Raw genomic sequence first — 26,318 nt, forward strand, 5'->3', positions numbered from 1 at the left:
CGTTTCATGAGGAGGGCGGCATGGCCGATCCAGCGAAGTACAACGAGATCGGAGCGCAGAAGCTGCCCGGGCACTTGGGCATCCAAATCACCCGGGTCGAGCCGGGCGAGGTGCACGGCGAAATGACCGTGCGGCCCGAGCTGATGGCGCCGAACGGCTTCCTGCACGCCGGCAGCGTGGTGACGCTGGCCGACACCTGCGCCGGCTACGGCTGCGTGGCCAGCCTGCCCGAGGGCGCGACGGGCTTCACCACGGTGGAGCTCAAGTCCAACCACCTGGGCACCGCGCGCGAGGGCCGGGTGACTTGCGTGGCCAAGGCCGTGCACCTGGGCAAGACGACGCAGGTGTGGGACGCGGTGGTGACGAACGCCACCACCGGCAAGACGATGGCGCTGTTCCGTTGCACGCAGATGGTGCTGTACCCGCAGGCCTGAGCCGCTGAGCGCATCGGCCGCGGCGCGCGGCCTGCCGTGCACTCAGCGGTCGTACGGGGTCAGTGTGTAGAAGTTGACCTGCACGCGGTCCGGCGGCGTGAAGCCGGTGTGCTCGAAGCGCAACGTGGTCGCATCCACCCGCCGTGGCCGCCCTGGAAAGCACAGCGAGACGATGTCTTGGGGCTGGGCTTTCACCACGTCCAGCGTGAAGCGGCCGATGGGCCCCTGCCAGTTGCGGGCCGTGCCCAGGATGTATTCCACATCGCGCAGGCTCATCTGCACCGAGGCCGCGCCCTGGCGCAGCAGGCGCTGCACGCCGGCGTCGATCGCTGCGCGTGCGCCCTCGTCCAGGCAGGCGCGGTCGGTGTGGTCGCCCCAGTGCGATGACACCGGTGGTGCTTTTGATCCTGGTTCTGCGTATGTCCGGTCGAGCCCGTAAAAGGTGTAGATGCCGCCGGCGAATGGGGTGTAGGCGTGGCCCACGCGCACCGGTTGGCCGGGCGGAAAGGTCTGCGTCCAGTGGTAGGTGTCGGCCGTGCGGAGTTCGTCCGGCACGATGCCCGCGGCCTTCAGGCGCTTGCGCACAGCTGCCGGCCAGGGCTCGGGCTCGGGCCTCGTGCTGCAAAACGGCAGCGGCGCGGGCGCGAAGATCTGGGCCTCGCGGAGTCCGGCGGCCCGCAGTTGCTGCGTGACGTCCCGCGTGCCCATCAGCACCGACCGCACCCGCTGGGTGGGCACGGGCTGGCCGTTCACCTCGGTGTGCAGGCCTTCAACCGGCCTCTGGTTCAGGTCCAGCGCGCTTTCTGACAGGCAGTCGGGGTAGCTGGGTGTGGGGAAGGCCACCACGGTGCGCACCGCGCGGTCGGTGGTGTTGCGGTACACGTAGTCCACGCGCACCCGATCGGGCGAGATGACCAGGTGTTCCGACTCCATGCGAATCGACCGGGTCTGTGTGAACTCCAGCCCGCCCACGGCCACCCGAGCGGTGGTGTCGTTGGCGTGAGCGGTGAGGGCGGCGCCGATCCAGCCGCCCAGCCCGGCCGCAGCCAGGGTCAATGCGTGGCGGATTCGGGCGCGGCGCACCGCTTCAGCGTGCAGCCAGGGCCTGCAGCAGCTTGTCGTGAATGCCGCCGAACCCGCCATTGCTCATGCACAGCAGGTGGTCGCCCGGCTTGGCGGCCTTGACGACGGCCTTCACCAGTTCGTCCACGTCGGCACCCACCACGGCCTGGGCGCCCATGGGGGCCAGCGCCTCCTTGGCGTCCCAGCCCAAGCCCTGCTGGTTGCAGAAGGACAGGTCGGCCTCCTCCAGCGCCCAGGGCAACTGCGCCTTCATCGTGCCCAGCTTCATCGTGTTGGAGCGGGGCTCGAAGATGGCCAGGATGCGGTCGGCCGGGGCGATGCGGCGGCGCAGGCCGTTGAGGGTGGTGCGGATGGCGGTGGGGTGGTGGGCGAAGTCGTCGTAGACCTTGATGGCCCCGCCGTCGCGCTGAACCTCGCCCCGCAGCTCCATGCGGCGGCGCACGTTCTGGAACTCGGCCAGCGCCGCCGCCGACTGCTCGGGCGTCACGCCCACATGCTCGGCCGCGGCAATGGCGGCCAGGGCGTTGAGCTGGTTGTGCTCGCCGATCAGGTTCCACTCCACGCGGGCCACCTTGAGGCTGCCGCGCAGCACGTCGAACGCTTGCGGCTCGCCGCGTGCGCGCAGCATGCCGGCCTCTTCCTTCTTGGCGCCAAAGCGCTGCACCTCGCTCCAGCAGCCGCGGGCCACCACGCGCTGCAAGGCTTCTTCCCGCGCGTTCACCACCAGCCGGCCGCTGGCGGGCACGGTGCGCACGAGGTGGTGGAACTGGGTCTCGATGGCGGCCAGGTCGGGAAAGATGTCCGCGTGGTCGTGCTCGAGGTTGTTCAGGATGGCCGTGCGGGGGCGGTAGTGCACGAACTTGCTGCGCTTGTCGAAGAACGCGGTGTCGTACTCGTCGGCCTCGATGACGAACGGCGCGCCCTGGCCCAGTCGGGCCGACACGCCGAAGTTCTGCGGCACGCCGCCCACCAGGAAGCCCGGCTTCTGGCCGGCGTGTTCCAGGATCCACGCCAGCATCGAGGTCGTCGTCGTCTTGCCGTGCGTGCCGGCCACGGCCAGCACGTGGCGGCCTTGCAGCACGTGCTCAGCCAGCCACTGCGGGCCTGACACATAGGGCAGGCCGGCGTCCAGGATGGTTTCCATCAGCGGGAAGCGCTCGCCCCGCGTCACCACGTTGCCGATGACGAAGACGTCGGGCTTCAAGTCCAGCTGTTCCGCGCCGAAGCCGGTGATCAGCTCGATGCCCAGGGCCTCGAGCTGCGTGCTCATCGGGGGGTAGACGTTGGCGTCGCAGCCCGTGACCTTGTGGCCGGCTTCGCGGGCGAGGGCGGCCACGCCGCCCATGAAGGTGCCGCAGATGCCGAGGATGTGCAGATGCATGGCGATCAGCCCCGGGGCGGGGCGTGAGGGGTCAGCGCAGGGCCGTGCGGGCGGCGGCGAGGGTGGCGTCGAGGTCGGCGTCGCTGTGCGCGGCCGACACGAAGCCCGCTTCGTACAGGGCCGGGGCCAGGTAGACGCCGGCGTCCAGCATGGCGTGGAAGAAGCGGTTGAACCGATCCTTGTCCGTGCTCATGACGGTCGGGTAGTTCTGCGGCAATTCAGGCAGCAGGAAGAAGCCGAACATGCCGCCCTGGCTGTCGGCGCTGAACGGCACGCCGTTCTCGGCGGCCACGGCCGTCAGGCCGTCCACCAAGCGGCGGGTCTTTTGGCTCAGGGCGTCGAAGAAGCCGGGCTTCTGGATTTCTCGCAGCGTGGCCAGGCCGCATGCGGTGGCCACCGGGTTGCCCGACAAGGTGCCGGCCTGGTACACGCCCCCCAGCGGGGCGAGGTGCTGCATCACGTCGCGCTTGGCGCCGAACGCGGCCAGCGGCATGCCGCCGCCGATGACCTTGCCGAAGACGGAAATGTCCGGCGCGAAGCCAGGAATCAGCTGCGCGTAGTGCCCTTGGGCGGAATGCAGGCCGACGCGAAAGCCCGTCATCACCTCGTCCAGCACCAGCAGCGCACCGTGCTGCGTGCACAGGCGCCGCAGCGCCGTCATGAACGGCACCGACGCGCGCACGAAGTTCATGTTGCCGGCAATCGGCTCCACGATGACGCAGCCCAACTCGGCGCCGTATTCGGCGAAGGCGGCTTCCAGCTGCTCGACGTTGTTGTATTCCAGCACGATGGTGTCTGCCGCGGCGCCCGGCGTGACGCCGGCGCTCGTCGGGTGGCCAAACGTGGCCAGGCCCGACCCGGCCTTCACCAGCAAGGCGTCGGTGTGGCCGTGGTAGCAGCCCTCGAACTTGATGAACTTGGCCCGGCCGGTGGCGCCGCGGGCCAGCCGGATCGCGCTCATCGTGGCTTCGGTGCCCGAGCTGACGAGCCGCACCTGGTCCATGCTGGGCACGAGCTTCAGAATTTCTTCGGCGAGTTCGATCTCGCGCTCGGTGGGCGCACCGAAGGAAAAGCCCTCAACGGCCGCCTTCTGAACAGCCTCCAGCACGGCCGGGTAGCCGTGGCCCAGGATCATGGGGCCCCACGAGCCGATGTAGTCGATGTAACGCTGGCCTTCGGCGTCAAAGATGTAGGCGCCTTGCCCGCGGGCAATGAAACGGGGCGTGCCGCCGACGGCGCGGAACGCACGCACGGGCGAGTTCACGCCGCCCGGGATGACGCGCGCAGCGCGCTCGAAAAGCTCGGAATTGGTGGCCATGACAGGAGACGTTGAAAATTCAGTGCATGCGCCGCGGGTTCTTGGGCGGCATGTCGGGTTCGGGGTCGGGCTCGAACGCTGTCGGCGCCTGCCCGTCTTCTTCACCGGCCGGCAGGGCCCAGAAGAAGCGGTCGGGCACCACGTTGCCCATGCCGGGGCGGAAGCCGGCGTCGAGGGACTGGTCCAGGAAGGACAGCGCTTCGCCGACCGCGGCGTGCAGCTCCGCGCCCACCGCCAGCAGGGCAGCCACGGCGGCCGACAGCGTGTCGCCCGCGCCGACGAAGGCGGTTTCGAAACGCTCGAACTTTTCGCCCGTGATCGGGCCTTGCGGGCTGGCCAGCACGTTGTCGATGTACTGGTTGGGCAACTGGATGCCGGTCACCAGCACGTGCTGCGCGCCGGACTGGGCGGCCGCCACGGCCAGTTCGCGGGCCGAGGGCGCGCGTTCGTTGTCCCAGTCGGGCAGCAGGAAGTCCGTCAGCGTCTTGTGGTTGCCCACCAGCAGCGCGGTTTGCGGCAGCACCAACTCGCGCAGCGCGTCGAGGTAGCTCTGCTGGTCGTCCTCTTCCATCCAGGCGACAGAAGGCAGGTAGGTGACCAGCGGTACGTCCGGGTAATCACTGAGCACCTCGGCCACGGCGCTCACGCCCTCGGCGTTGCCCAGGAAGCCGACCTTCCATGCCGTGACCGGCACGTCTTCGAGGATGTGGCGGGCCTGTTCAGCGACCACGTCAGCATCCAGCGTGTGGTGCTCGAAGGTCTCGGCGGTGTCGCGCAGCACGACGGCGGTGACCACGGGCAGGCAGTGCGCGCCCATGGCGGCCACCGTCGACACGTCACCCCCCAAGCCGCCGGCGCCGGTGGCGTCGCTGGCGTTGAAGCTCAGCATGCACGCGGGCGGAGGGCTCTCCTGGTCTTGCGCGGCGTCGTCGACCTCGGGGGCGTGGGGCAGGGAAGTTGGGCTCATGGGGGTGTTGGCGGGTGCGGCCGAAGAGTTGCCGCAAAGCGTGGAGTCTGCCGCTAATTGGGCGGTTCAGACGTCCGGAGCACAGGCGTTTGCCCTCAGCATTGCGCTCGCAGCCCCTGGCTAGAATGAATCGATTGTAGTGAGCAAAGCCTATTTACCGTGAGCGAACCCAGTACCTGGATGTGCCTGATCTGCGGATGGATCTACGACGAAGCAACCGGTGATCCCGACCATGGCATCGCGCCTGGAACGGCCTGGGCCGATGTCGACATGAACTGGACGTGCCCCGACTGCGGCGCACGCAAGGAAGACTTTGAGATGGTGCGCATCTGACGTGTTGGGCCTGCTGGCTTCACGTTTGAGCTGATGTTCCAAGGAGACGACGTTTGAGCGATCCAGCTTCCAGTGCAGGGCCTGCCCGCGTCCTGGTCATCGACGACAGCAACACCATCCGCCGCAGTGCCGAGATCTTCTTGAAGCAAGGCGGCCATCAGGTGGCGCTGGCTGAAGATGGTTTCGATGCTCTGGCCAAGCTGGGCGACTTTCATCCCGACCTCGTGTTCTGCGACATCCTGATGCCCCGCCTGGATGGGTATCAGACCTGCGCCATCATCAAGCGCAACCCGCAGTTCTCGGGAGTGCCGGTGATCATGCTGTCGTCCAAAGACGGCTTGTTCGACAAGGCACGCGGTCGCATGGTTGGTTCGCAGGACTACCTCACCAAGCCGTTCACCAAAGACCAGTTGCTGCAGGCGGTGCTCCAGCATCGACCCTGATCAGCCCCATAAAGAGAGAACTGCCATGAGCATCCACAACATTCTGCTGGTTGACGATTCCAAGACCGAACTGCACGCGCTGTCCGAAATGCTGGTCAAGCGTGGCTTTGAGGTTCGCACGGCTGAAAACGCCGAAGAGGCGATGAAGCGCCTGGCCGAGGCCAAGCCCGACCTGATCTTGATGGACGTCGTGATGCCCGGCCAAAACGGCTTCCAGCTGACCCGCGCCATCACCCGTGATGAGCGCTATGCCGGTGTGCCCATCATCATGTGCACGAGCAAGGGCCAGGAAACCGACAAGGTTTGGGGCATGCGCCAAGGCGCGAGTGACTATGTCGTCAAGCCAGTCAAGGCGGACGAACTGATGGCCAAGATCAAGGCTCTCGGCTGATCATGGCCAACAAAACCGCCCTTCGGGAGTTGCAGCAGCGCCTGGCCGAGCGCATGCAGGCGGCCCGCGAGCAGACGCTGATTGCGAACTGGCTGGCTGTGGACTGCGCGGGCGTGGGCCTGCTGTTCTCGTTGAAGCAGGCCAGCGAAATCTTCGCGCCGGTGCCGATCAAGCCGGTTCCGTACGCCAAGCCTTGGTTGGCTGGCGTGGCGAACCTGCGGGGTGGTTTGTTCACCGTGGTGGACCTGGCGGTGTACCTGGGGCTGCGCGACCCGGTCGTCGGCCGGCCCCTGACTTCCCAAAATCGCCTGGTGTCGTTGGGCGCGGATCTCAACCTCAATTGTGCGTTGCTGGTGGATCGGTTGGCCGGTCTGCGCAGCGACGAGCAACTGCCGCTCGCGCCCGAGCAGCCGACAGGCCCGCGTCCTCGCTTTGCGGGCGCGGTGCGACGCGACGATGCGGGGCGCCTGTGGCAAGAAATCAATCTCGAAGCGCTTTCACGGCAGGAGAACTTCCTGCACATCGTGGCGTGACGCAAGCATCCATAAACAAGTTCCGGGCCGCGTCAGGGTGCGGCCAACACAAACACTGAAGGACGAGGGTGAGATGAGCCTGCTGGACAAAATCAGAGGGAAGTCTGAAGCCGACGAAACGCCGGTGGTTCAGGCGGACAGTGCCGACACGACCATCGATTCGCGCGCCGTGACTGGCTTTGACGCCACGCGCAACGCGGATTCGACGCTGGCGGGCGTGGAGCCCTTCGGCCGCACGGAAGCGCCGTCCATCATTTCGCCGGCCGTGCCCACCGATTCCGGCCCGAACAGTGAGTTCGCGCCCAGCAGCACGATGAGCTTTGCGCCGACGACGCAGGCTGCCGACCCCACCCAGCTGCCGCCGGCGTCCGCGGCTGGCGGTGATACGTTGGCTGATCTCTTCGGCCGCCACCGTCAGCGCGTGCTGACCGGCTTGGTGGCCATCGGTTTCATTGGCACGGCGGTGTCGGTCAGCTTGGTGCTGGCCTCGTCCAACCGAAGCGCCGCGCAGGTGCGTGCGTCCGGTCAGGCGCTGATGCACTCGCAGCGGATGGCCAAGTCGGTGTCAGCCGCCCTGGTGGGCAACCCGACCGCGTTCGCGGAACTGCGCGAGTCGGTCAGCACGCTCAGCGGCGTGGTGACCAACCTGCGCACCGGCGAGGGGGACCTCGCCATTGCCCCGGCGGCCGTGCAACCGACGCTGGACCTGCTGAAGCCGCTGGTCGAGCGCGCTGAAAAGAACGGCAAGGTCGTTCAGGGTCAGGAAAAGATCCTGACGCAAGTCGGTCAGGCCCTGCGGGCCATCAACCGCCAGTCCAGCGACCTGCTGGAAAGCGCGGAAGCCGTGTCGGCCCAGGCGCTGCAGATCGGTGCGTCGGCGGGTGAAGTGTCGGCGGTCGGTCAGTTGGTGATGCTGACGCAGCGGATCGGCAAGAGCGCCAACGAATTCCTGACGCAGGAAGGCGTGAGCCCGGAAGCCGTGTTCCTGCTGGGCAAGGACTTGAACGCGTTCAAGCTGATCACGGAAGCGTTGATCAGCGGCAGCTCGGAACTGCGCTTGAATGCCGCGCGTGACCCGCAGCTGAAGGAACGCCTGCAAACCCTGCTCAAGCAGTACGAGCAGACCCGCACGCAAGCGGCTGCCATTCTGGGCAACCTGCAAGGCCTGGTGGCGGCGCGTGAGGCGCAAACGGCCATCCTCAATGACTCCGAACCCCTGCGCAAGGGCCTGGAGCAGACCGCGGCCGACCTCGAAAAATCGGGTGGCGCCGGCTGGGGCCTGATCCTGATGCTGGGCGTTTCGTTGCTGGCCCTGGTGGCGGGCGCGGTGGGCTTCCTGCGACTCTTCGTGGCGGACCAGTCCGAGCGCGCCACGCTGGCAGAGGCTCAACGTCGCGAGGCTGAGGCGCAGGAACAGGAAGCCAAGCGCGTGAATGACGCCAACCAGGCGGCAATTTTGCGGTTGATGAACGAACTGGCCAGCGTCGCTGAAGGTGACTTGACGCAACAGGCGACGGTGACGGAAGACATCACGGGCGCGATCGCCGACTCGGTGAACTACACCGTGGAAGAACTGCGAAACCTGGTCGGCCAGGTGCAGGCCACGGCAGCTCGAGTGACGGACACGACCGGTGCGGTGGACCAAACCTCGACCGACCTGCTGGCCGCCTCGAAGGAGCAACTGCACGAGATCCGCGCGACCGGTGAGGCCGTGCTGAGCATGGCGGAGCGAATCACGGAAGTGTCCGCACAAGCGCAAACCACGGCCGACGTGGCCCGCCGCAGCCGGGAAGCGGCGGAGCAAGGTTTGTCCGCGATGCAGAACAACATCGCCGGTATGAACGCGATCCGTGACTCCATCCAGGAAACCTCCAAGCGCATCAAGCGCCTGGGCGAGTCTTCTCAGGAAATTGGTGAGATCACGGAGCTGATCTCGGACATTACGGAACAGACGAACGTGCTGGCCCTGAACGCCGCCATTCAGGCCGCGTCTGCCGGTGAAGCCGGTCGCGGCTTCTCGGTGGTGGCGGAAGAAGTGCAGCGCCTGGCTGAACGTTCGGGCGACGCAACCCGCCGAATTGCCGCGCTGGTCAAGACCATTCAGACCGACACCCACGACGCCGTGGCCGCCATGGAGCGCTCGACGCGCGGTGTGGTGGAAGGTACGCAGCTGTCTGACGCGGCCGGTAAGGCCCTGGAAGACATCGACAGCGTGTCGCGTCAGCTGGACGAGCTGATTGTTCGCATCTCCTCGCAAGCGCAGGAAGAAGCGGAACGGGCCAACAACGTGGCCTCGAACATCCAGCACATCTTCGCCGTGACCGAGCAAACCTCCGAAGGTACGCGCTCGACTGCCCAGATGGTGCATGAGCTGTCGCGTTCGGCTGAAGCGCTGCGCACGTCCGTGTCCCGATTCAAGGTCGCTTGACCCCGAGCCGCACCGAGCGAGAAAGCCCACGCATGGACAGCTCCCTGCGAGACTCCGACCTTCCGGCGGACCTCAGCCCCTTGGCTTGGGTGCATGAGGAACTGCGCCGCTCCCTGGAGTCGGTGCACAAAACCCTGCGCCGCGCCGTCCGGGACGGTGCCGATCAACGAACCGCTCCCGGCGAGGGCCCTTCCGGCACGCCGCTGCAGCAGGCGGCTGCGCAACTTCACCAGGTCACGGGTGTGTTGTCGCTGGTCGGCCTGCCGGCTGGCGCCTTGGTGCTGGGCGCGGCCGAGACCGCCGTGCTGGCGTTGGCTCAGCGTCCCCACGCGGTTGAAGCCAGCGTGGTGGACACCATTGAGCGCGCCGATTTCGCCTTGATGGCCTTCGTGGCCCGCTTGCTCGCTGGGGCCAAGACATCGCCGCTCGCGCTGTACCCCAGCTACCGCGCGCTGCAGCAACTCAACGGCGCTGAGCGCATCCACCCGGCCGATCTGTGGCCGTACGAGTGGGCGTGGAAAAGCTTGCCGCTGGAGGCGGATGTGGCCGCGCGTTCGGCTGAAGCCGTTCGTGCGCCGTTCGAGGCGGCGCTGCTGCGCCACATGCGTGAGCCGAATCCGGCGCACGCGGCCAACCTGTCGGGTTTGTGCGTGGGCTTGGCGGCGTCGCTGCCCGATGGGCACAGCCGCACCTTGTGGCAACTGGCTGGCGCGGTGTTTGAAGCGCAGGCCACCAAGCGTTTGGGCAGCGATGCCTACACCAAGCGCCTCGGTTCCAAGCTGCTGCATGAGCTTCGCACGCTGGGAGCGCAGGGCGAATCCAACGAAGCTGCTCGTGAGCGGCTCGCGCAGGACTTGCTGTTCTTCTGTGCCCAATGCAAGTTGGGCGACGGCGTCGGGCCGCGCCTGGCTGCGGTGTGCGACGTCTTTGGTCTGAACGCCGACCATGCGGGCAACTATGAAGACGCCAGCCTGGGTCGCATCGACCCGGCTTGGGTGGCCCAGGCCAAACGTCGTGTGCTGGCGGCCAAGGACAGCTGGTCCAGTGCCGCCGAGGGGGACCAACACCGCCTGAGCAGCCTGGACGAGCAATTCGCGGCGTTGGCGGAGTCGCTGACGCGGCTGTTCCCGAGTGGTGAAGTGCTGGCGCAGACGCTGCAGCGCGCGGTCGTGGCGACCTTGCGCTCCCGGGCCGCGCCGCCGCCGGCCTTGGCGATGGAAATTGCCACCAGCCTGCTGTATGTCGAAGCCGCATTGGAAGACGCAGCCTTCGATCAGCCCGAGCAAGCCGATCGCGTTCGGCGACTGGCGCGTCGTGTGGAGTCCGTGGCCCATGGCCAGCCCGCCGAGCCGCTGGAAGGGTGGATGGAGGACCTGTATCGCCGGGTCTCTGACCGACAAACGCTGGGCAGCGTTGTGCATGAGTTGCGCGCAAGCCTGACGGAAGTCGAAAAGCAATGTGACGGTTATTTCCGCAACCCGACGCAGCGGGAGCTGTTGATCCCGGTGCCGGGTGAACTGCAGGCCATGCGCGGCGTGCTGAGCGTGTTGGGCCTGGATCAGGCGGCTCACGCGACGGTGCGGATGCGCGACGAGATCGATCGCCTGGCCAACACCGAGATCGACTTTGCTCGGCCCGGAGCGCGTGATGTGTTCGAGCGCCTGGCCTACAACTTGGGCGCTCTGGGGTTCTTGATCGACATGCTCAGCGTGCAGCCGCAACTGGCCAAGCGCATGTTCGAGTTCGACGACGCGACCGGCCGGCTGGATGCCGTCATGGGCCGTCGTGAAGACGCGGTGGCCTTGCCAGACTTTGAGGCCAGCGGGTTCCATACCGACCTGGAAGGCGAGCCTTCAAGCGTGGGCATGGAAGCAACGCAACCGATGCGCGTTGATCTGTCCACGTTGGATCTGCCGGATCTGAGCTTGCCGGATGTGGATGTGTCGCAACCAGTGGCCGCTCCGGCCCCTGCGCCTGTGGCACCGGTCGCCGCCCCGGCGCCGGCTGCATCGGCCGAGCCCAGCGTGGCCGACGACCCTGAGATGCGCGAGATCTTCCTGGAGGAAGCCGATGAAGTCATCGGCAACGCTCGCGAAGCGCTGGGTCAACTGGGTGATGACCCGGCCAACCACGCGCAGCTCACGGTGGTGCGTCGCGCGTTCCACACCTTGAAGGGCAGCGCCCGCATGGTGGGTCTGGACGCCTTCGGCGAAGGCGCCTGGGCGTGCGAACAGCTGTACAACGCCCGCTTGGCGGATGCATCGCCGCGGGCGGATGCGGCCTTGCTTGCGTTCACGGGTGAGGCGCTGGACTACTTCGCCAACTGGCGCGAGCAGATTGCAGGCACGGCGGATGGCGTGAGCACGCCGGAGCCGGTGCGTCGCAGCGCCGATGCGCTGCGCCTGAACGGCGAGCACTTGCCTTTGGCGGTGGCCACCGAGTCGTTGGACGTGACCCTGGAGCCGACCGTGTTGCCGGATCCGCTGTCGCGAGGCCCCGAGGCCCTGGCCGACGCGAAGGCCGAGCCTGAGGTGGTGGTGCTGCCGGCCGAAATGGAAGAGCGTCCGCCGTTGGCGCCCGATTTCGTGCTCGACCTCGAAGCGCCGCACGAACCCACGGCACCGATGCCGTTGGCGGATGTGCCGGAAGCGGTGCGTGTCGAGCACGTCGAAGCCGTGGATCTGGATGTCGACTTCGATGCCGGCCACGCCCCGACCGAGCCGCTGCCCTTGCCCGAGATTCCGGAAGAGGAAACGCTGGCGAACTTTGGCCTGGTGCTGGAGCTGGACGAGCCCGCAGTGCCTGTGGCCGTGGAGACCGTGGAAGCAGCCGAGGTGCTGGAACTGCCGGTCCAGCCCGAGGAAGTCACGCTCGCCCTTCCGCGTCTGGTGGTGGACAACGAAACGCCGGTTCCTGTCGAGCCCGCCGCTGTGGCGGAAGAGGCCGTGGACCCGGACGAAGGCTTCAAGGTCATTGGCCCGCTGCGCATCAGCATCGCGCTGTTCAACATTTTCCTGAACGAAGCGGACGAGCTGTCTCGCAAACTGTCGGTCGGCCTGGCCGAGTGGGCGGCCGAGATGGTGCAGCCGGTGCCGGCTTCCTGCGAAGCGCTGGCGCACGCGCTGGCCGGGAATGCCGCCACGGTGGGCTACGACGATCTGTCGCAGCTGGCCCGTGTGCTTGAGCATGCATTGGAGCGTGCCCAGCGGGCAGCGCGGTACGAAGACGCCGACGCGGATTTGTTCGTGCGCGCCGCTGACGACATCCGCCGGTTGCTGCACCAGTTCGCCGCGGGCTTCCTGAAGCCGCATGACCCGGACTTGGTGGCCCAGCTGCACGCCTACGAGCCGCAGATTGAATCGACGACCGCCGCAGCGGCGCTGGACGCACTGGATCATGTCGATGCGGTCGACACGGTGATCGAGGAAGACGAACCGCTGATCGTGGAAGCCATGTCGACGGTGATGCCGGCGGTGGAGGAACTGTCGGCTGAACCTGCGCGTCAACCTCTGGTCGGTGAAGACGTGGTTGTGGCAGCGGATGCGTTGCTGAGCCCCGAAGTTGACCTTGTCGCTGAGCCCGCCATGGACGCCGTCGAGGTTGTCGAGACGGTCGACACGCCGGTCATGGATGTGGCCGTCGAGGCGCCAGCCTCTGCGGAAGTCACGGAAGCCCTTGACGCCGGTCAATCCATGGACGCCGAGCCGATGGCGGTGGACGCCGCGGAGGTTCCGGTGGCGGACGTGATTGCCGACACGGCGGACGCAACGCCCGTGCCGGCCGCGCACGAGGATGAGCCCGAGCCCGGGCTGCCGGACAACATCGAGCCCGACCTGTACCCGATCTTCGAAGAAGAAGGTCGTGAGTTGCTGCAACAGCTGCACGCGGCCTTGCGCGATTGGCTGGAAGCGCCAGCGGAGCTCAGCCGTTCCGACGCTTGCATGCGCGCACTGCACACCTTCAAGGGCGGTGCTCGTTTGGCGGGCGCCATGCGCCTGGGCGAGCAAGCCCACCGCTTGGAGTCGGGCGTGGAAGCGCTGGTCCAAGCGGGTCAGGCGAATGCTGCGCAGGTGCAGGCCCTGCAGGACGAAGGCGACGCACTCGAACTCGCGTTCGAGGCGCTGGGCCGCAGCCTGCTGGAGGCGTCTGCGCCGGTGGTGACGCCCGAGGTCGTGGAACCCGTATTGGCGGCGCCAGTCGTGGCCGCGCCGGCTCCGGCCGTCGAGGCGCCCGCACAGCCTGCAGCCGTTTCGGCACCGGCCGCCATGCCGGTCGTGGCCGACCTGCCGGCAGAGCCCGCCCGCGAGATCGACTGGAGCCGCTTCTCCGACACCGCCGAGGTGGCCGCGTCAAGCGACAACCTGGCGATCGGTCAGGCGGTGGTGCGCGTCCGGGGCAGCCTGCTGGAACGCATGGCCACGCAGGCCGGCGAGGTCAGCATCCGTCGCGCCCGTCTGGAGTCCGAACTCGCCGTCATGAAGGGCGCCTTGCTCGACCTGGACGACAACCTGGAGCGTCTGCGCGCGCAACTGCGTGAGCTGGAGCTGCAGGCCGAAGCCCAGATGCACATCCAGCAAGAGATGGCGCAGCAGGGCGGACGCGAGTTCGACCCGCTGGAATTCGACCGTTACACGCGCTTCCAGGAACTGACCCGCATGCTGGCGGAGTCGGTCGGTGACGTGGCCACCTTGCAGCGCACGCTGGGCCGCAGTGTGCAGACCGGTGAAGACGAACTGGCCGCTCAGTCCCGTCTGACCCGCGAACTGCAGGACGACCTGTTGCGCACCCGCCTCGTGGAGTTCGACTCCATCGGCGAGCGCATGCACCGCGTGGTGCGCCAGGCGGCGCGCGACAGCGGCAAGCAAGTCAAACTGGAAATCGTCGGCGGCCAGACGGAACTCGACCGTTCCGTGCTGGAGCGCACGGCCGGCGCGTTCGAGCACCTGCTGCGCAACAGCGTGGCGCACGGCATCGAATCCAGCGAGCAGCGAGCCGCCGCGGGCAAGGATCCCGTGGGCACCCTGCGCATCGACGTCAGCCAGCAGGGCAATGAAGTGCTGCTGAACTTCGCCGACAACGGTGCGGGCCTGGACCTGGGCCGTATCCGCGAACGGGGCGTTCAGCTCGGCCTGATCGCGCCGGACGCGAAGCCGGACGATGGCCAACTGCAGCGCTTGATCTTCGCGCCGGGCTTCTCGACGGCGAGCCAGGTCACCGAGCTCAGCGGTCGCGGCATCGGCATGGACGTTGTGCGTGCGGAAGTCGGCACGCTGGGCGGCAGCATCGAGACCCAGTCCAAGGCGGGCGAGGGCACGAGCTTCCTGCTGCGCCTGCCGTTGACCACGGCCCTCACGCAGATCGTGCTGCTCAAGAGCGCGGATCAGGTGGTGGCGGTGCCGGCGGCGCTGATGGCCTCGGTGCAACGCGTGCCAGTCGAGGCGATCGAGCAGGCTTATGCGACGGGCAAGCTCAGCTTGGGTGGCACCGACATGCCGTTCTACTGGCTGGGTGGTTTGCTGGGCCATGTGGGCCGCGGCCAAACCCACGGCCGCAATGGCCACGTGGTGTTGGTGCGCAGCGCGCAAGCCGCACTGGCCTTGCACGTGGACGAAGTGGTTGGCAACCAGGAAGTGGTCGTCAAGAACCTCGGTGCGCAGCTCAACCGTGTGCCGGGCCTGGCGGGCATCAGCTTGCTGGCGTCGGGCGACGTGGCGCTGATCTACAACGTCGTGGCTCTGGCCGACTGGTACGGCGCTGACGCGCAGGCCCGTTTGGCCGCGGCGACGCAGGCCGAAGCGCAAGCCCAAGCGCCGCAACGTGCGGCGCCGGTGGTCGAAGCGGCAGCCCAGGCGCCGTTGGTGATGGTTGTGGACGACTCGCTGACGGTGCGTCGCGTGACTCAGCGCTTCCTCGAACGCGTGGGATTCCGTGTGAAGCTTGCCAAAGATGGCCTGGATGCGATGGAGCGACTGGCTGGCGACGAGCTGCCAGCGGTGGTACTGTCGGACATCGAGATGCCCCGCATGGACGGCTTCGACTTGGTGCGTAACATGCGCGCCGATTCACGGCTGGCCTCGCTGCCCGTCATCATGATCACCTCCCGCATTGCACAGAAGCACCGCGACTACGCCGCACAGCTGGGCGTCGATCACTACCTGGGCAAGCCGTACGATGAAGACTACCTGTTGGGCTTGATCCGACAGTACACCCAGCAGGCCAAGGCGGCCTGACCCACGCCATGTCCCAGGTTGTCGACCACCTCGCCGAACTCACCGGATTCCGTGACCGTGACGTCATGGACGTCACGCTTGTCATGGCCCTGCGGGACCTGCTCGAGCCGGAGTCGGTGGCGATCTATCGCACGGTGGGCGAGCCTGGCCATGAGCGCTGGTTGACCCGCGCGCACCTGCGCGCGGGGGATGCGGTGGCGTCGGCCGACCCCCTGTGGGCCAAGCCCGAGGCGCTGCCGTTGGTCACGTCGCATCCCTTGCGTCTGGAGGCCATGCGCAACCGCAGCGTGACGCAAGTCGCGCAGGGCGGGCAGTGGTTGTATTTGTTCCCGATCGCCACCGATCGGGACGTCATCGGCGTGATCGAGATCCTGTCGACCCGGCGCCTGGGCACGTCGGCCCAGCGCATGGTCAGCAGCGTGCTGCGGATCTATCACAACTTCCAGGGCTTGCTGGACTACTCCGAGCGGGACACGCTGACGGGCTTGCTCAACCGCAAGACGTTCGACGAGAGCTTCCTGAAGGTCTTGTCCGAGATTCCCGTCAAGCACGAAGTCAAGAACGACACGGAAGATCGTCGCCATGAATCGGCCACGCCGCATTACGTGCTGGGTGTGATCGACATCGACCACTTCAAGTCGGTGAATGACCGCTTCGGCCACCTGATCGGTGACGAAGTGCTGTTGCTGCTCTCGCGCCTGATGCGGGGCTCGTTCCGCTTCCACGACTTGCTCTACCGCTTTGGCGGCGAAGAGTTTGTGGTGCTGATGCGCTGCGATGAAGAAATTCACGCCGGTGAGGCCTTCGAGCGGCTGCGCTTGAACACCGAGCGCTACGCATTCCCCCAGGTGGGCCGCATCACCGTGAGCATCGGCTTCACCGAGGTGCGCGGCGGTGATTCACCCGCGGCCGCCTTCGAGCGCGCGGACAAGGCCGTGTACCACGCCAAGGGCAACGGCCGGAACCAGGTGCACAACTACGCGGCCCTGGTGGCCAGCGGCGTCATCCAGGAAGCTGCACAGCTGAGCGACGTCGAGCTGTTCTGACGCTTGGGGCTGCCGTGCTGGGCGCGGCGCTTGCGCGTTGACCCCGCACGGGTCTGTTTACAGCCCGCCTGACCGTTTCGGTCTCAACCCACCGCCCGGCTTTTCACCACGGCATAGCGCGCCAGGGTGCGCTCCCGCGCAAGCGCATGGTTCACCACGGGGCGCGGGTATTCGATCGCCTGCATGGCCAGCGGTGCACGCTCCCACGGGGCGTGAATGGCTTTGTTGTCCAGGCTGGCGAGTTCCGGGCAGTAGCGGCGGATGAACTTGCCGTCGCCGTCGAACTTCTCGCTCTGGCTGACCGGGTTGAAGATCCGGAAGTAGGGCTGCGCGTCGCACCCGCTGCTGCTGGCCCATTGCCAGCCGCCGTTGTTCGCCGCGAGGTCAAAGTCCAGCAACTGCTGCGCGAAGTACGCCTCGCCCAGGCGCCAGTCCAGACCGAGGTCTTTGGTGAGGAAGCTGGCGGTCACCATGCGCAGTCGGTTGTGCATGTAGCCGGTCTGGTTGAGTTGCCGCATGGCGGCGTCAACGATCGGGAAGCCGGTTCGCCCTTCGCACCAGGCGCGAAACAGGGCGTCGGCTTCCGGGCCCGACTCCCACGTGATGCGGTCGTACTCCGCCCGGAAGGCTGCGGCCATGGCATGCGGGTGGTGGTGCATCACCTGGTGATAGAAGTCGCGCCAGATCAGCTCTGAGAGCCACACTTCGGCCCCGCGGTCACCGCCCTGCATGCGCTGGTGCGCCAGCCGCGCCAGCCGCCGGATGGACACCGTGCCGAAGCGCAGGTGAACGCTCAGGTAGCTGGGGCCTTTCACGGCCGGAAAGTCACGGGTCTCGTCGTAGCGTTCCATGCGGTCGAGAAAGTCATCCAGCAGCGCTTGAGCCCCGCGGCTGCCCTGGCCCAGGTGCGGCGTCAGGGCCACGGCTTCAAAGCCGATTTCGGCCAGGTCTGGCACCCCACGCGCCCCCGGGGTGGGCGCCAGCGCACTGGCATGCCGTTCCACCGGGTAGCTGCTCAGGTAGAAGTCGTTCACCTTGCGCAGCCACGCGTTCTTGTAGGGCGTGAACACGCCGTAGGCGCCGCCCGTGGTCGTCATCACCTCGCGGCGCTCGAAGACCACATGGTCTTTGAAGGTGCGCAGTTCGGCGCCGAAACTCGCCAGTCGCTCGGCCACCTGGGCATCGCGGGCCAGGGCCTGCGGCTCGTCGTCGTGGTTGGTGAAGACGGCTTGCGCGCCCAATTCGGCCGCCAAGCGAGGAATTTCATCGCCGGCATGGGCATGGCGCACCAACAGCGAGCCGCCCAGGGCGCGCAAGTCGTCATCCAGCACCTGCAAGGCGCCGAGGATGAATGCGACGCGGCGATCCTGGCGGGGCAGGGCATCCAGGATGTCGCGGTCCAGCACGAACACGCAATACACGGTGCGCGCCGCGCGCAGCGCGTGGTACAGCGCCGCGTGGTCATCCACGCGCAGGTCCCGGCGGAACCAGACGAGTGCGCGTTCGAGGTGTAGAGGGGCGGGGGTGTGCATGGGGCCAGAATAAAATGTGCAAATGCCTGCTGAACGGATTGTCCTGACCAACCAATTCCTCATCGCCATGCCGGGCATGGCTGACGAGGCTTTCGCAGGCACGGTGGTCTACCTCTGCGAGCACAACGACAACGGGGCGCTGGGGCTGGTCATCAACAAGCCGATCTCCCTGACCCTGGGCCACCTGTTCGAGAAGGTGGAGCTGAGCCCTCCGGCCGACCCGCTGGCCGAGACCCCGGTGTACTACGGCGGCCCGGTCCAGACCGATCGCGGCTTCGTGCTTCACGAGCCCCTGGATGCCGAAGGCGGCCACTACAACGCCACGCTCGCCGTGCCGGGCGGGCTGGAGATGACCACCAGCCGTGATGTGCTGGAAGCGCTGTCCAATGGCGCGGGCCCGCGAAAGCTGCTGGTGACGCTGGGCTACAGCGGCTGGGCAGCCGGACAGCTGGAAGAAGAGATCGGCCGCAACGGCTGGCTCACGGTGGACGCCGCGCCGGAAATCATCTTCGACACGCCGGTCGAGCAGCGGTACGAGAAAGCCCTGGGCCTGCTGGGCATCGACCCCCGCATGCTGAGTGCTGACGCGGGGCACGCCTGATGAAGCACGACGCTTCCGCGCCGACGCTTCAGTCCTTTCTTGCTTTTGATTTCGGCACCAAGCGCATTGGCGTGGCCACCGGCACGCGCCTGCTGGCCGCGGCCGAGCCGCGCGGCACCTTGCGCAGCGGGGACTTCGACGCGATTGCCGCGCTCGTGCGCACCTGGCAGCCAGACGCGTTGGTGGTGGGCGTGCCGCGTCACCCGGACGGCACGCCGCACGAGATGACGGCCAAGGCCCAGAACTTCGGCCGCCGGCTGGCCGGGCGCTACCACCTGCCGGTTTTTGAGGTGGATGAGCGCTACACCAGCGTGGAGGCCGAAGCACAGGGCGCCGACGATCTCGATGCCGCGGCCGCCGCCTTGATCCTTGAACAGTTTTTCCGAGAACACCCATGAGCGAACTGCTGCTGGACGCTGAAGGCCTCTACCTCGAACTCAAACGCGGGGTGCAGCGCCTGCTGACCGCCGACACCGCCTTGGTGGGCATCTGGAGCGGCGGCGCCTGGCTGGCCGAGCGGCTGGCGGCCGACTTCAACCTGCCGGTCGGCACCATCTCCAGTGCCCTGCACCGGGACGACTTCGGTTCGCGCGGTCTGGCCAAGGCGGACCACACCAAGCTGCCTTTCGATGTGAATGGTCGCGACGTCGTGCTCATCGACGACGTGCTCTACACCGGCCGAACCACCCGCGCGGTCATCAACGAGTTGTTCGACTACGGCCGCCCGGCCCGGGTGCAGCTGGCGGTGCTGGTGGATCGCGGCGGGCGTGAGTTGCCCATCGAGCCTGCGTTCTCAGCGGCGCGCGTGACCCTGGACCGCGAACAACACCTGCGCCTGGCCCGCGGCGACGATGGCCGCTTCAGCTTCGAGGTGAAGTGATGGCCCCCACGTTCACTTTGTTCACCGCCCCCCGAGGGGGCGCAGGCCTCCCTTGGGGCGGCCCTGCGGGAGTCCTGTGATGCTTTCCAAACGAAACCCCCAGCTCAACAAGCACGGCGAACTCATCCACCTGCTGTCCATCGAGGGCCTGCCCCGCGCGGTCATCGAGCAGATCCTGGACACCGCCGGCAGCTTCCTCTCGGTCAACGACCGCGAGGTCAAGAAGGTGCCGCTGCTGCGCGGCAAGTCGGTGTTCAACCTGTTCTTTGAGAACAGCACGCGCACCCGCACCACGTTCGAGATCGCAGCCAAGCGCTTGAGCGCCGACGTCATCAACCTGGACATCGCGCGCAGTTCCACCGCCAAGGGCGAAACGCTGCTGGACACGGTCGCCAACCTGAGCGCGATGCACGCCGACATGTTCGTCGTGCGTCACAGCGAGAGCGGCGCGCCGCACCTGATCGCCCAGCACTGCGCGCCGCACGTGCACGTGGTGAATGCCGGCGACGGCCGCCACGCGCACCCCACGCAGGGCCTGCTGGACATGTACACGATCCGGCACTTCAAGAAGGACTTCCGCAATCTGACGGTGGCCATCGTCGGCGACATCGTCCACTCGCGCGTGGCCCGTTCGGACATCCATGCGCTGAACATCCTCGGCGTGCCCGAAATCCGCGCCGTCGGCCCCAAGACCCTGGTGCCCGGCGACCTGCGCGACATGGGCGTGCGCGTCTGCCACGACATGGCCGAGGGCGTGAAGGATGCTGACGTCGTCATCATGCTGCGCCTGCAGAACGAACGCATGAACGGTGGCATGCTGCCCAGCAGTGGCGAGTTCTTCAAACACTTCGGCCTGACGCCAGACAAGCTCGCGCTGGCCAAGCCTGACGCCATCGTCATGCACCCGGGGCCCATCAACCGCGGCGTGGAAATCGCATCCGAAGTGGCGGACGGCAAGAGCAGCGTGATCCTGCCGCAGGTGACCTTCGGCATCGCGGTCCGCATGGCCGTCATGGCCATCCTGGCTGGCAACGAGGCATGAGCATGAAGATCCTGATCAAGAACGGCCGCCTTGTCGATCCGGCCTCCCACCTCGACCGCGTCGGCCACCTGGCGATTGCCAACGGGCGCATCGTGCATCTCGGCGACGTGACCGATTTCAGCGCTGACCGCACGATCGACGCCACCGGCCTCTTCGTGGCCCCAGGCCTCGTCGACCTGTGCGCCCGCCTGCGTGAGCCCGGCCATGAGCATGAAGGCCTGCTGGAAACCGAGCTGGCTGCCGCGGCCGCCGGCGGTGTGACCAGCCTGGTCTGTCCGCCCGACACCGACCCCGCGCTGGACGAGCCCGGGCTCGTGGAGATGCTGAAGTTCCGCGCCCGCAAGCTCAGCCGCTGCCGGCTGTTCCCACTGGGCGCGCTGACGCGAAGCCTGGAGGGCAAGGCGCTGACCGAAATGGCCGAGCTGACGGAAGCCGGCTGCATCGGCTTCTCGCAGGCCGAGGTGCCGATCAAAGACACCGTCGTGTTGAGCCGCGCGCTGCAGTACGCCGCCACCTACGGCTACACCGTGTGGCTGCGCCCGCAAGACGCCTACCTGGGCGGCGGCGTGGCGGCCAGTGGTTCGGTGGCGACGCGGCTGGGGCTGTCGGGCGTGCCGGTCAGCGCCGAGACGATTGCGTTGCACACCATCTTTGAGCTGGTGCGTGCCACAGGCGCCCGGGTGCACATCTGCCGCCTGTCCAGCGCGGCGGGGGTGGAGCTGGTGCGCGCCGCCAAGCGCGATGGCCTGCCGGTCACGGCCGATGTGTCCATCAACTCGCTGCACCTGAGCGATGTGGACATCGGCTACTTCGACTCCGCCATGCGCCTCACCCCGCCGTTGCGCCAGGGGCGCGACCGCGACGCCCTGCGCGCTGCGCTGGCGGACGGAACGATCGATGCGCTGGTGTCGGACCACATGCCCGTCACCACCGACGAAAAGGCCGTGCCTTTCGCCGAGGCCACGCCCGGTGCCACGGGCCTGGAGTTGCTGCTGAGCCTGGCCCTGCGCTGGGCCACTGACAGTGGTCTGCCACTGTCCAAGGCGCTGGGTGTTGTGACTGCGGCGCCAGTTCAGGTGCTCGGGTCGGCGTTGGGTTCGCTGTCTGCCAGTGCCGGGCGCCTGGTGGAAGGCGGCGTGGCTGACGTTTGCGTTTTCGATGCGGGCGCAAGCTGGGCCGTGACGCCCGAGTTGCTGGCCAGCCAGGGCAAGCACACGCCGTTTGCGTTCGAGCGCACGGGCTTCGAGTTGCCGGCTCGGGTGCGCTGCACGCTGGTGGCCGGCCACGTGGCCTACGAGGCCGCCTGACCGTGTGGATCGCCGCCTGGCGCCTGGTGCGCCTCGTGCCGCATGTGCTGCACGGGCTGTGGCTCGTCAAGCGGCGCTTTGAGCGGCTGACGGCGGCCGAGAAGCACGATCTGGTGCAGTGGTGGTCGGTCAAGACGCTGCGCATCCTGGGCATCACGTTGAAGGCGCACGGGCAGGCGGTGCCACACGGCCACCTGCTCGTGGCCAACCATGTGTCGTGGCTGGACATTGCAGCGGTGCATGCGGTGCTGCCGCAAGCGCGCTTTGTGTCCAAGGCGGATGTGAAGCACTGGCCGGTGGTGGGCGCTTTGGTGGAAGGGGCGGGCACCTTGTTCATCGAGCGCAGCAGCAAGCGCGACGCCCTGCGGGTGGTGCACCAGACCGCCGCGGCGCTGCAAGCCGGCGACTGCGTGGCCGTGTTCCCTGAGGGCACGACGGGCGCCGGGCCGGAGCTGCTGCCGTTTCACGCCAACTTGCTGCAGGCGGCGGTGTCCACGGGGGCGCCCGTGTTGCCGGTGGTGCTGCGCTGGCACGAGCCCGGCGAGCGGTTCAGCACGGCCGCCCGCTTCATCGGCGACACGACGCTGGCGCAAAGCCTTTGGGCGATTGCGTCGGCACGCGGGCTGGGCGTTGAGGTGCAAATCCTCGCGAGCGTCTCGCCGGCGGATCAAGACCGCCGCGCTTTGGGCGAGGTGCTGCGTCGCGAAATCAGCGCGCGGCTGGGTTGAGCCACGCCAGGCCGGCGGTGGTGTCGGCCCGCGGGCGGTACTCCAGCCCCACGCCGCCGGGCCAGCCGCGGGCGTCCAGCAAAGCCAGCTCGTCGCGGAATTCATCGCCCCCGGGTTCGTGCCGCTCTTGCACGCCGGCCACTTGCACGTGGCCCAGCACGCCCAGGTCCAGCGCACGGCTGAGGTGAGACAGCGACACGCCCTCGGTGACGCGGCAGTGGTACAGGTCCAGCTGCAGCTGCACCCGGGGTGACGCCAGCGCGTCGATCAGCGCCAGCGCCTGCGCTTGGGTGTGCAGGAAGTAGCCGGGCATGTCGCGCCGGTTGATGGGCTCGACGGTCAGCGGCAGCGGGCTTTGCTCGGCCGCCCACCGCAGGTTGTGCAGCCAGGTGTCTCGGTGCTCGGGCGTGTCGTCCGCCAGGCCGGACAGCAGGTGCACGCGCTTTGCCCCCAGGCGCAGGGCCAGGTCCAGGCCGCGCAGTGTGGTCTCGCGGAACGTGGCTTCCTGTCCGGGCAGTGCGGCAAAACCTCGCTCGCCGCTGGCCCAGTCGCCGGCCGGGGCGTTGATCAACTGCACGGTGAGGCCTGCCAGCGCTGCCTTCAGGGCCGCCGGGTCGTGCAGGTGCGGCTGCTGCAATTCCACCGCCGCGAAGCCGTCGGCGCGTGCTGCGGCGGGGCGGTCGAGGTAGGCGTGCTCGGTGTAGAGCCAATCCAGGTTGGCCGCGAACCGAGCCGGGATCACTGGGCCTCCGCCACCAGGGCCGGGTTCAGCCGCGGGTCGTTGTACATCTTGAACTGGCGGTACACCTTGAAGTAAGCCCGCCCGGCCTGGGCGTCCGCCAACAGTGCGTCGTAGCAGTGGCCCAGATCGGCCCGCTGCTGGATCAGGCGCTCCAAGCGTTCGGCGCAGGCCTGGCGGTGGGCGTCGTCCACATCGGTGCGCTGGGTCTGCTCGCGCATCGCGGCGATCTTCAGCCCCAGGATGGAGATGCGATCCAGCATCGAGCCCGCGGTCTCGCTGTTGAGCCGTGCCCCCGCCGGCACGGTGGCGCGGGGCAGGGCGCTGGCCAGGGTGGCCGGGTCCACCAGCCCGAGTGCGGACAGCAGGAACTCGTCGATGCGCTCGATGGCGTCGTTGCGTGCCTGGTTGTGCCGGTCAATCGCACGCTTGTTGGCCACGATTTCGGCGTCTGGCGCCTGCGTGCGGCGGGCCAGGTCTTCCTGGGCCCAGAGGCTGCGGTTGTGGAAGTGGTTGGCGGCGATACAGCCATGCAAGTCACTCACATCCGACGCCTGCGGCGGCGCGGCAAGCGCCTCGTCGTGGCGGGCGATGACCTGGGCAGAGGAGGGCAGTGCAGTCATGAAATGGGGTGGAGAATCCCGCGCCATTTGTAAATATTTGCTGATGATAGAAGCCCGACCCCTGATCGTTCGCCTGCGCAACTTCGTGGGCGACACCGTGTTGAGCATTCCCGCACTGCGCTTGCTGGAAAGTCACGGCTACCGGCTGGAGTTGGTCGGCAAGGGCTGGGCGCGCAGCCTGTTGGAGGCTGAGGGGTGGGCGGTGCACGTGCGCCCCGTGGGCTTGCGCGACCGGGTGCGGCAGCTGCGCGATTTGCGAGCCCGGTTCGAGGCCGAAGAGGCGGGCTTCCAAAAGCGCTCCAACGCGCTGCTGTTTCCCTACGCGTTCTCGGCGGCGCTCGATGCGCGTCTGGGCGGCTTGCGGGCGCAAGGGCATGCCGGCGACGGGCGCACCTGGCTGCTGGAGCGCGGCTTGCCGCGCCGCGACGGGCGCCACACGCTGGTGGAGTACTGGGAGCTGGCGTGCGACTTCTTGGGGGTTCAGGCCGAGCCGCCGAAGGACATCGGCATGCGCGTCACCGACGCTCAGCGCGAGCAGGCGCAGGCCCTGTTGGCCGCCCAGGGCGTGCAGCCGGGGCGTTTCGTGCTGATCTGCCCGTTTGCCAACGGGCGCGTCGAGTTTCTGGACCGCAGCTGGCCGGCGTTTCCGGACTTCGTGCAGCGCTTGAAGGCGGCCGGCGTGCCCGTGGTCATCGTGCCGGGGCCGGCCGAAGTGCTGGGCGCGAAGGATTTGTATCCCAGTGCTCTGCGGCTGGACGGCGTGGTCCTGGGTGTCTACAGCGCGCTGCTGCAGCAGGCCGGCGTGGTGGTGGCCAACGACACCGGGCCGGCGCACATGGCCGCGGCGGTTGGCGCGCGGCTGCTGAGTATTTGGGGCCCCGTGGATGCGGCGCGCTGGGCGCCGTGGGGCTCCACGGTCACCCTCATGCGACGCGGGCCGGGGGCGTGGTCCAGCGTCGATGAGGTGATGGCGGCCGTGCGCGAGGCCTTGTCTGAAGCCTCGCCCGCCGCCTTACCTCAAGCCTTGCCCTGATTGGCCACGGCGGCTGCGGCCTTGGCGGCGGCTTCGGCGTCGCCGAGGTAGTAGCTCTTGATGGGCTTGAGGCTGGCGTCGAGTTCGTACACCAGCGGAATGCCGTTGGGGATGTTCACGCCGACGATGGCGTCATCGGCGATGTTGTCCAGGTACTTCACGAGCGCGCGGATGCTGTTGCCATGTGCGGCGATCAGCACACGCTGGCCGCCCTGAATGGCCGGCGCCACGGTCTCGTTCCAGAACGGCAGCACGCGGGCCACGGTGTCCTTCAGGCACTCGGTCAGCGGCACGTCGTTCGGGTTCAGCTTGGCGTAGCGCACGTCGCTGCGCTCGCTGCGCGGGTCGGTCGCTTCCAGGGCCGGCGGCGGCGTGTCGTAGCTGCGGCGCCAGATCAGCACTTGCTCGTCGCCGTACTGCTTGGCCATGTCTGCCTTGTTCAGGCCCTGCAGGCCGCCGTAGTGGCGCTCGTTCAGGCGCCAGGCGTGCTGCACCGGCAGCCAGGTGCGGTCCATCTGGTCCAGGCAGTGCCACAGCGTCCACACCGCGCGCTTGAGCACCGAGGTGTAGGCGATGTCGAAGTCGTAGCCGGCTTCCTTGAGCAGGCGGCCTGCCGTCTTGGCTTGCTCCACGCCGGTGGGCGTGAGGTCCACATCGGTCCAGCCGGTGAAGCGGTTTTCCAGGTTCCAGGTCGATTCGCCGTGGCGGATGAGGACGAGCTTGTACATGGGCAAGAAGCGCAGAGAGGGTGGAAGCGGCGGATTATCCGGCGCGGCGATAATCATCGGCTTCGTTGAATTACACGGGATGCTTGCTTGAACTTCCTGATCGAAAACTGGTTTTTGGTCGTCGCCGCGCTGGTGTCGGGCGGCATGCTGTTGTGGCCGATGCTCACCGCGGGCTCGCAGGGCGCAGGTGTGGGTCCGGCGGAAGCCGTGCAACTCGTCAACCGCGAAAAGGGCGTGTTGATCGATGTGAGCGAGCCGGCTGAGTTCGCGCAGGGTCACCCGGTGGGTGCGCGCAACATTCCGTTTGGCCAGATCGAGGGCCACAAGCAACTGCCCAGCAACAAGTCCCTGCCGCTGGTGGTGGTGTGCCCGACGGGCGCACGCGCCGGCCGCGCCGCGGGCATGCTGCGCAAGCTGGGCTATGAAAAGGCCCAGGTGCTGGTGGGTGGCTTGAAGGCCTGGCGCGAAGCCAGCCTGCCGGTTGAAAAGTCCGCCTGATCCGGCGCGACCTGCCTCGA

The 26,318-nt window shown here is 67.6% G+C and carries 24 protein-coding genes; 16 read left to right on the forward strand and 8 right to left on the reverse strand.

Features of this window, described 5'->3' with window-relative positions; all coding sequences use genetic code 11:
* Positions 1-20: 20 nt before the first annotated feature.
* Positions 21-434 (forward strand): PaaI family thioesterase, encoded by a 414-nt coding sequence (locus ACG01O_RS02565; protein ID WP_394381051.1) that lies wholly within the window; start codon positions 21-23, stop codon positions 432-434.
* A 42-nt stretch (positions 435-476) separates the two neighbouring features.
* On the opposite strand, the gene ACG01O_RS02570 is transcribed toward ACG01O_RS02565, so the two are convergent.
* From ACG01O_RS02570 to thiD, 4 genes are read right to left on the reverse strand one after another with little or no spacing between them, the layout of a single operon-like run.
* Positions 477-1,517 carry a DUF4424 family protein gene (locus ACG01O_RS02570; RefSeq protein ID WP_394381054.1) on the reverse strand — a complete coding sequence of 347 codons (1,041 nt, stop codon included), beginning with the start codon at positions 1,515-1,517 and terminating at the stop codon, positions 477-479.
* A 4-nt stretch (positions 1,518-1,521) separates the two neighbouring features.
* Positions 1,522-2,898, reverse strand: a complete 1,377-nt coding sequence (gene mpl, locus ACG01O_RS02575) for a UDP-N-acetylmuramate:L-alanyl-gamma-D-glutamyl-meso-diaminopimelate ligase (RefSeq protein ID WP_394381057.1) — start codon at positions 2,896-2,898, stop codon at positions 1,522-1,524.
* A gap of 31 nt (positions 2,899-2,929) precedes the next feature.
* Positions 2,930-4,216, reverse strand: a complete 1,287-nt coding sequence (gene hemL / locus ACG01O_RS02580) for a glutamate-1-semialdehyde 2,1-aminomutase (RefSeq protein ID WP_394381060.1) — start codon at positions 4,214-4,216, stop codon at positions 2,930-2,932.
* 19 nt (positions 4,217-4,235) lie between these two features.
* Complete coding sequence (gene thiD, locus ACG01O_RS02585; protein WP_394381063.1) at positions 4,236-5,183, reverse strand: bifunctional hydroxymethylpyrimidine kinase/phosphomethylpyrimidine kinase; 948 nt, start codon at positions 5,181-5,183, stop codon at positions 4,236-4,238.
* Between the two features lie 180 nt (positions 5,184-5,363).
* On the opposite strand from thiD, the gene ACG01O_RS02590 reads away from it, so the two are divergent.
* The 7 genes from ACG01O_RS02590 (at position 5,364) to ACG01O_RS02620 (ending at position 16,587) form a co-directional block, all read left to right on the forward strand.
* Positions 5,364-5,516 carry a rubredoxin gene (locus tag ACG01O_RS02590; RefSeq protein ID WP_394382488.1) on the forward strand — a complete coding sequence of 51 codons (153 nt, stop codon included), beginning with the start codon at positions 5,364-5,366 and terminating at the stop codon, positions 5,514-5,516.
* A 53-nt stretch (positions 5,517-5,569) separates the two neighbouring features.
* Positions 5,570-5,959 carry a response regulator gene (locus tag ACG01O_RS02595; protein ID WP_394381066.1) on the forward strand — a complete coding sequence of 130 codons (390 nt, stop codon included), beginning with the start codon at positions 5,570-5,572 and terminating at the stop codon, positions 5,957-5,959.
* 25 nt (positions 5,960-5,984) lie between these two features.
* Entirely contained in the window at positions 5,985-6,350 is a 366-nt protein-coding gene (locus ACG01O_RS02600) for a response regulator transcription factor (protein WP_394381069.1), read from the forward strand.
* A gap of 2 nt (positions 6,351-6,352) precedes the next feature.
* The gene (locus ACG01O_RS02605) at positions 6,353-6,883 is read left to right on the forward strand and encodes a chemotaxis protein CheW (RefSeq protein ID WP_394381071.1); all 531 of its coding nucleotides are present in this window, start codon (positions 6,353-6,355) and stop codon (positions 6,881-6,883) included.
* A gap of 73 nt (positions 6,884-6,956) precedes the next feature.
* A complete protein-coding gene (locus ACG01O_RS02610) occupies positions 6,957-9,311 on the forward strand; it encodes a methyl-accepting chemotaxis protein (protein WP_394381074.1) in 2,355 nt (784 codons plus the stop codon).
* A 32-nt stretch (positions 9,312-9,343) separates the two neighbouring features.
* Complete coding sequence (locus ACG01O_RS02615) at positions 9,344-15,541, forward strand: hybrid sensor histidine kinase/response regulator (RefSeq protein ID WP_394381076.1); 6,198 nt, start codon at positions 9,344-9,346, stop codon at positions 15,539-15,541.
* 8 nt (positions 15,542-15,549) lie between these two features.
* Positions 15,550-16,587, forward strand: a complete 1,038-nt coding sequence (locus ACG01O_RS02620) for a GGDEF domain-containing protein (protein ID WP_394381079.1) — start codon at positions 15,550-15,552, stop codon at positions 16,585-16,587.
* An 83-nt stretch (positions 16,588-16,670) separates the two neighbouring features.
* On the opposite strand, the gene ACG01O_RS02625 is transcribed toward ACG01O_RS02620, so the two are convergent.
* Entirely contained in the window at positions 16,671-18,119 is a 1,449-nt protein-coding gene (locus ACG01O_RS02625) for a cryptochrome/photolyase family protein (RefSeq protein ID WP_394381082.1), read from the reverse strand.
* Between the two features lie 16 nt (positions 18,120-18,135).
* Here ACG01O_RS02625 and ACG01O_RS02630 point away from each other — a divergent pair, with 16 nt between their 5' ends.
* The 6 genes from ACG01O_RS02630 (at position 18,136) to ACG01O_RS02655 (ending at position 22,677) form a co-directional block, all read left to right on the forward strand.
* Positions 18,136-18,720, forward strand: coding sequence for a YqgE/AlgH family protein (locus ACG01O_RS02630; protein ID WP_394381085.1), 585 nt, complete (start codon positions 18,136-18,138; stop codon positions 18,718-18,720).
* A complete protein-coding gene (gene ruvX / locus ACG01O_RS02635; protein WP_394381088.1) occupies positions 18,720-19,118 on the forward strand; it encodes a Holliday junction resolvase RuvX in 399 nt (132 codons plus the stop codon). Before ACG01O_RS02630 ends, ruvX begins: the two co-directional genes overlap by 1 nt.
* Positions 19,115-19,600, forward strand: a complete 486-nt coding sequence (gene pyrR, locus ACG01O_RS02640) for a bifunctional pyr operon transcriptional regulator/uracil phosphoribosyltransferase PyrR (RefSeq protein WP_394381091.1) — start codon at positions 19,115-19,117, stop codon at positions 19,598-19,600. The genes ruvX and pyrR overlap by 4 nt, the downstream gene beginning before the upstream one ends.
* Before the next feature lie 79 nt (positions 19,601-19,679).
* Entirely contained in the window at positions 19,680-20,642 is a 963-nt protein-coding gene (locus ACG01O_RS02645) for an aspartate carbamoyltransferase catalytic subunit (RefSeq protein WP_088482111.1), read from the forward strand.
* 2 nt (positions 20,643-20,644) lie between these two features.
* Positions 20,645-21,949 carry a dihydroorotase gene (locus ACG01O_RS02650; protein ID WP_394381094.1) on the forward strand — a complete coding sequence of 435 codons (1,305 nt, stop codon included), beginning with the start codon at positions 20,645-20,647 and terminating at the stop codon, positions 21,947-21,949.
* A gap of 2 nt (positions 21,950-21,951) precedes the next feature.
* Positions 21,952-22,677, forward strand: a complete 726-nt coding sequence (locus tag ACG01O_RS02655) for a lysophospholipid acyltransferase family protein (protein ID WP_394381097.1) — start codon at positions 21,952-21,954, stop codon at positions 22,675-22,677.
* Here the strand turns inward: ACG01O_RS02655 and ACG01O_RS02660 are convergent.
* Complete coding sequence (locus tag ACG01O_RS02660; protein ID WP_394381099.1) at positions 22,658-23,419, reverse strand: hydroxypyruvate isomerase family protein; 762 nt, start codon at positions 23,417-23,419, stop codon at positions 22,658-22,660. The genes ACG01O_RS02655 and ACG01O_RS02660 overlap by 20 nt on opposite strands.
* Positions 23,416-24,039 carry a DUF4254 domain-containing protein gene (locus tag ACG01O_RS02665; protein ID WP_394381101.1) on the reverse strand — a complete coding sequence of 208 codons (624 nt, stop codon included), beginning with the start codon at positions 24,037-24,039 and terminating at the stop codon, positions 23,416-23,418. Before ACG01O_RS02665 ends, ACG01O_RS02660 begins: the two co-directional genes overlap by 4 nt.
* Between ACG01O_RS02665 and ACG01O_RS02670 the strand changes: the two genes are divergently transcribed.
* Positions 24,038-25,072, forward strand: a complete 1,035-nt coding sequence (locus tag ACG01O_RS02670) for a glycosyltransferase family 9 protein (protein ID WP_394381104.1) — start codon at positions 24,038-24,040, stop codon at positions 25,070-25,072. The genes ACG01O_RS02665 and ACG01O_RS02670 overlap by 2 nt on opposite strands.
* Here ACG01O_RS02670 and gpmA read toward each other — a convergent pair.
* On the reverse strand, positions 25,057-25,800 hold the full coding sequence (gene gpmA, locus ACG01O_RS02675; RefSeq protein WP_394381106.1) for a 2,3-diphosphoglycerate-dependent phosphoglycerate mutase: 744 nt from the start codon (positions 25,798-25,800) through the stop codon (positions 25,057-25,059). The genes ACG01O_RS02670 and gpmA overlap by 16 nt on opposite strands.
* An 87-nt stretch (positions 25,801-25,887) precedes the next feature.
* On the opposite strand from gpmA, the gene ACG01O_RS02680 reads away from it, so the two are divergent.
* Entirely contained in the window at positions 25,888-26,298 is a 411-nt protein-coding gene (locus tag ACG01O_RS02680; protein WP_394381109.1) for a rhodanese-like domain-containing protein, read from the forward strand.
* Positions 26,299-26,318 lie beyond the last annotated feature (20 nt).

Origin of the sequence: Pelomonas baiyunensis, from assembly GCF_043555935.1 — a bacterium.
GTDB lineage: Bacteria > Pseudomonadota > Gammaproteobacteria > Burkholderiales > Burkholderiaceae_C > Pelomonas > Pelomonas baiyunensis.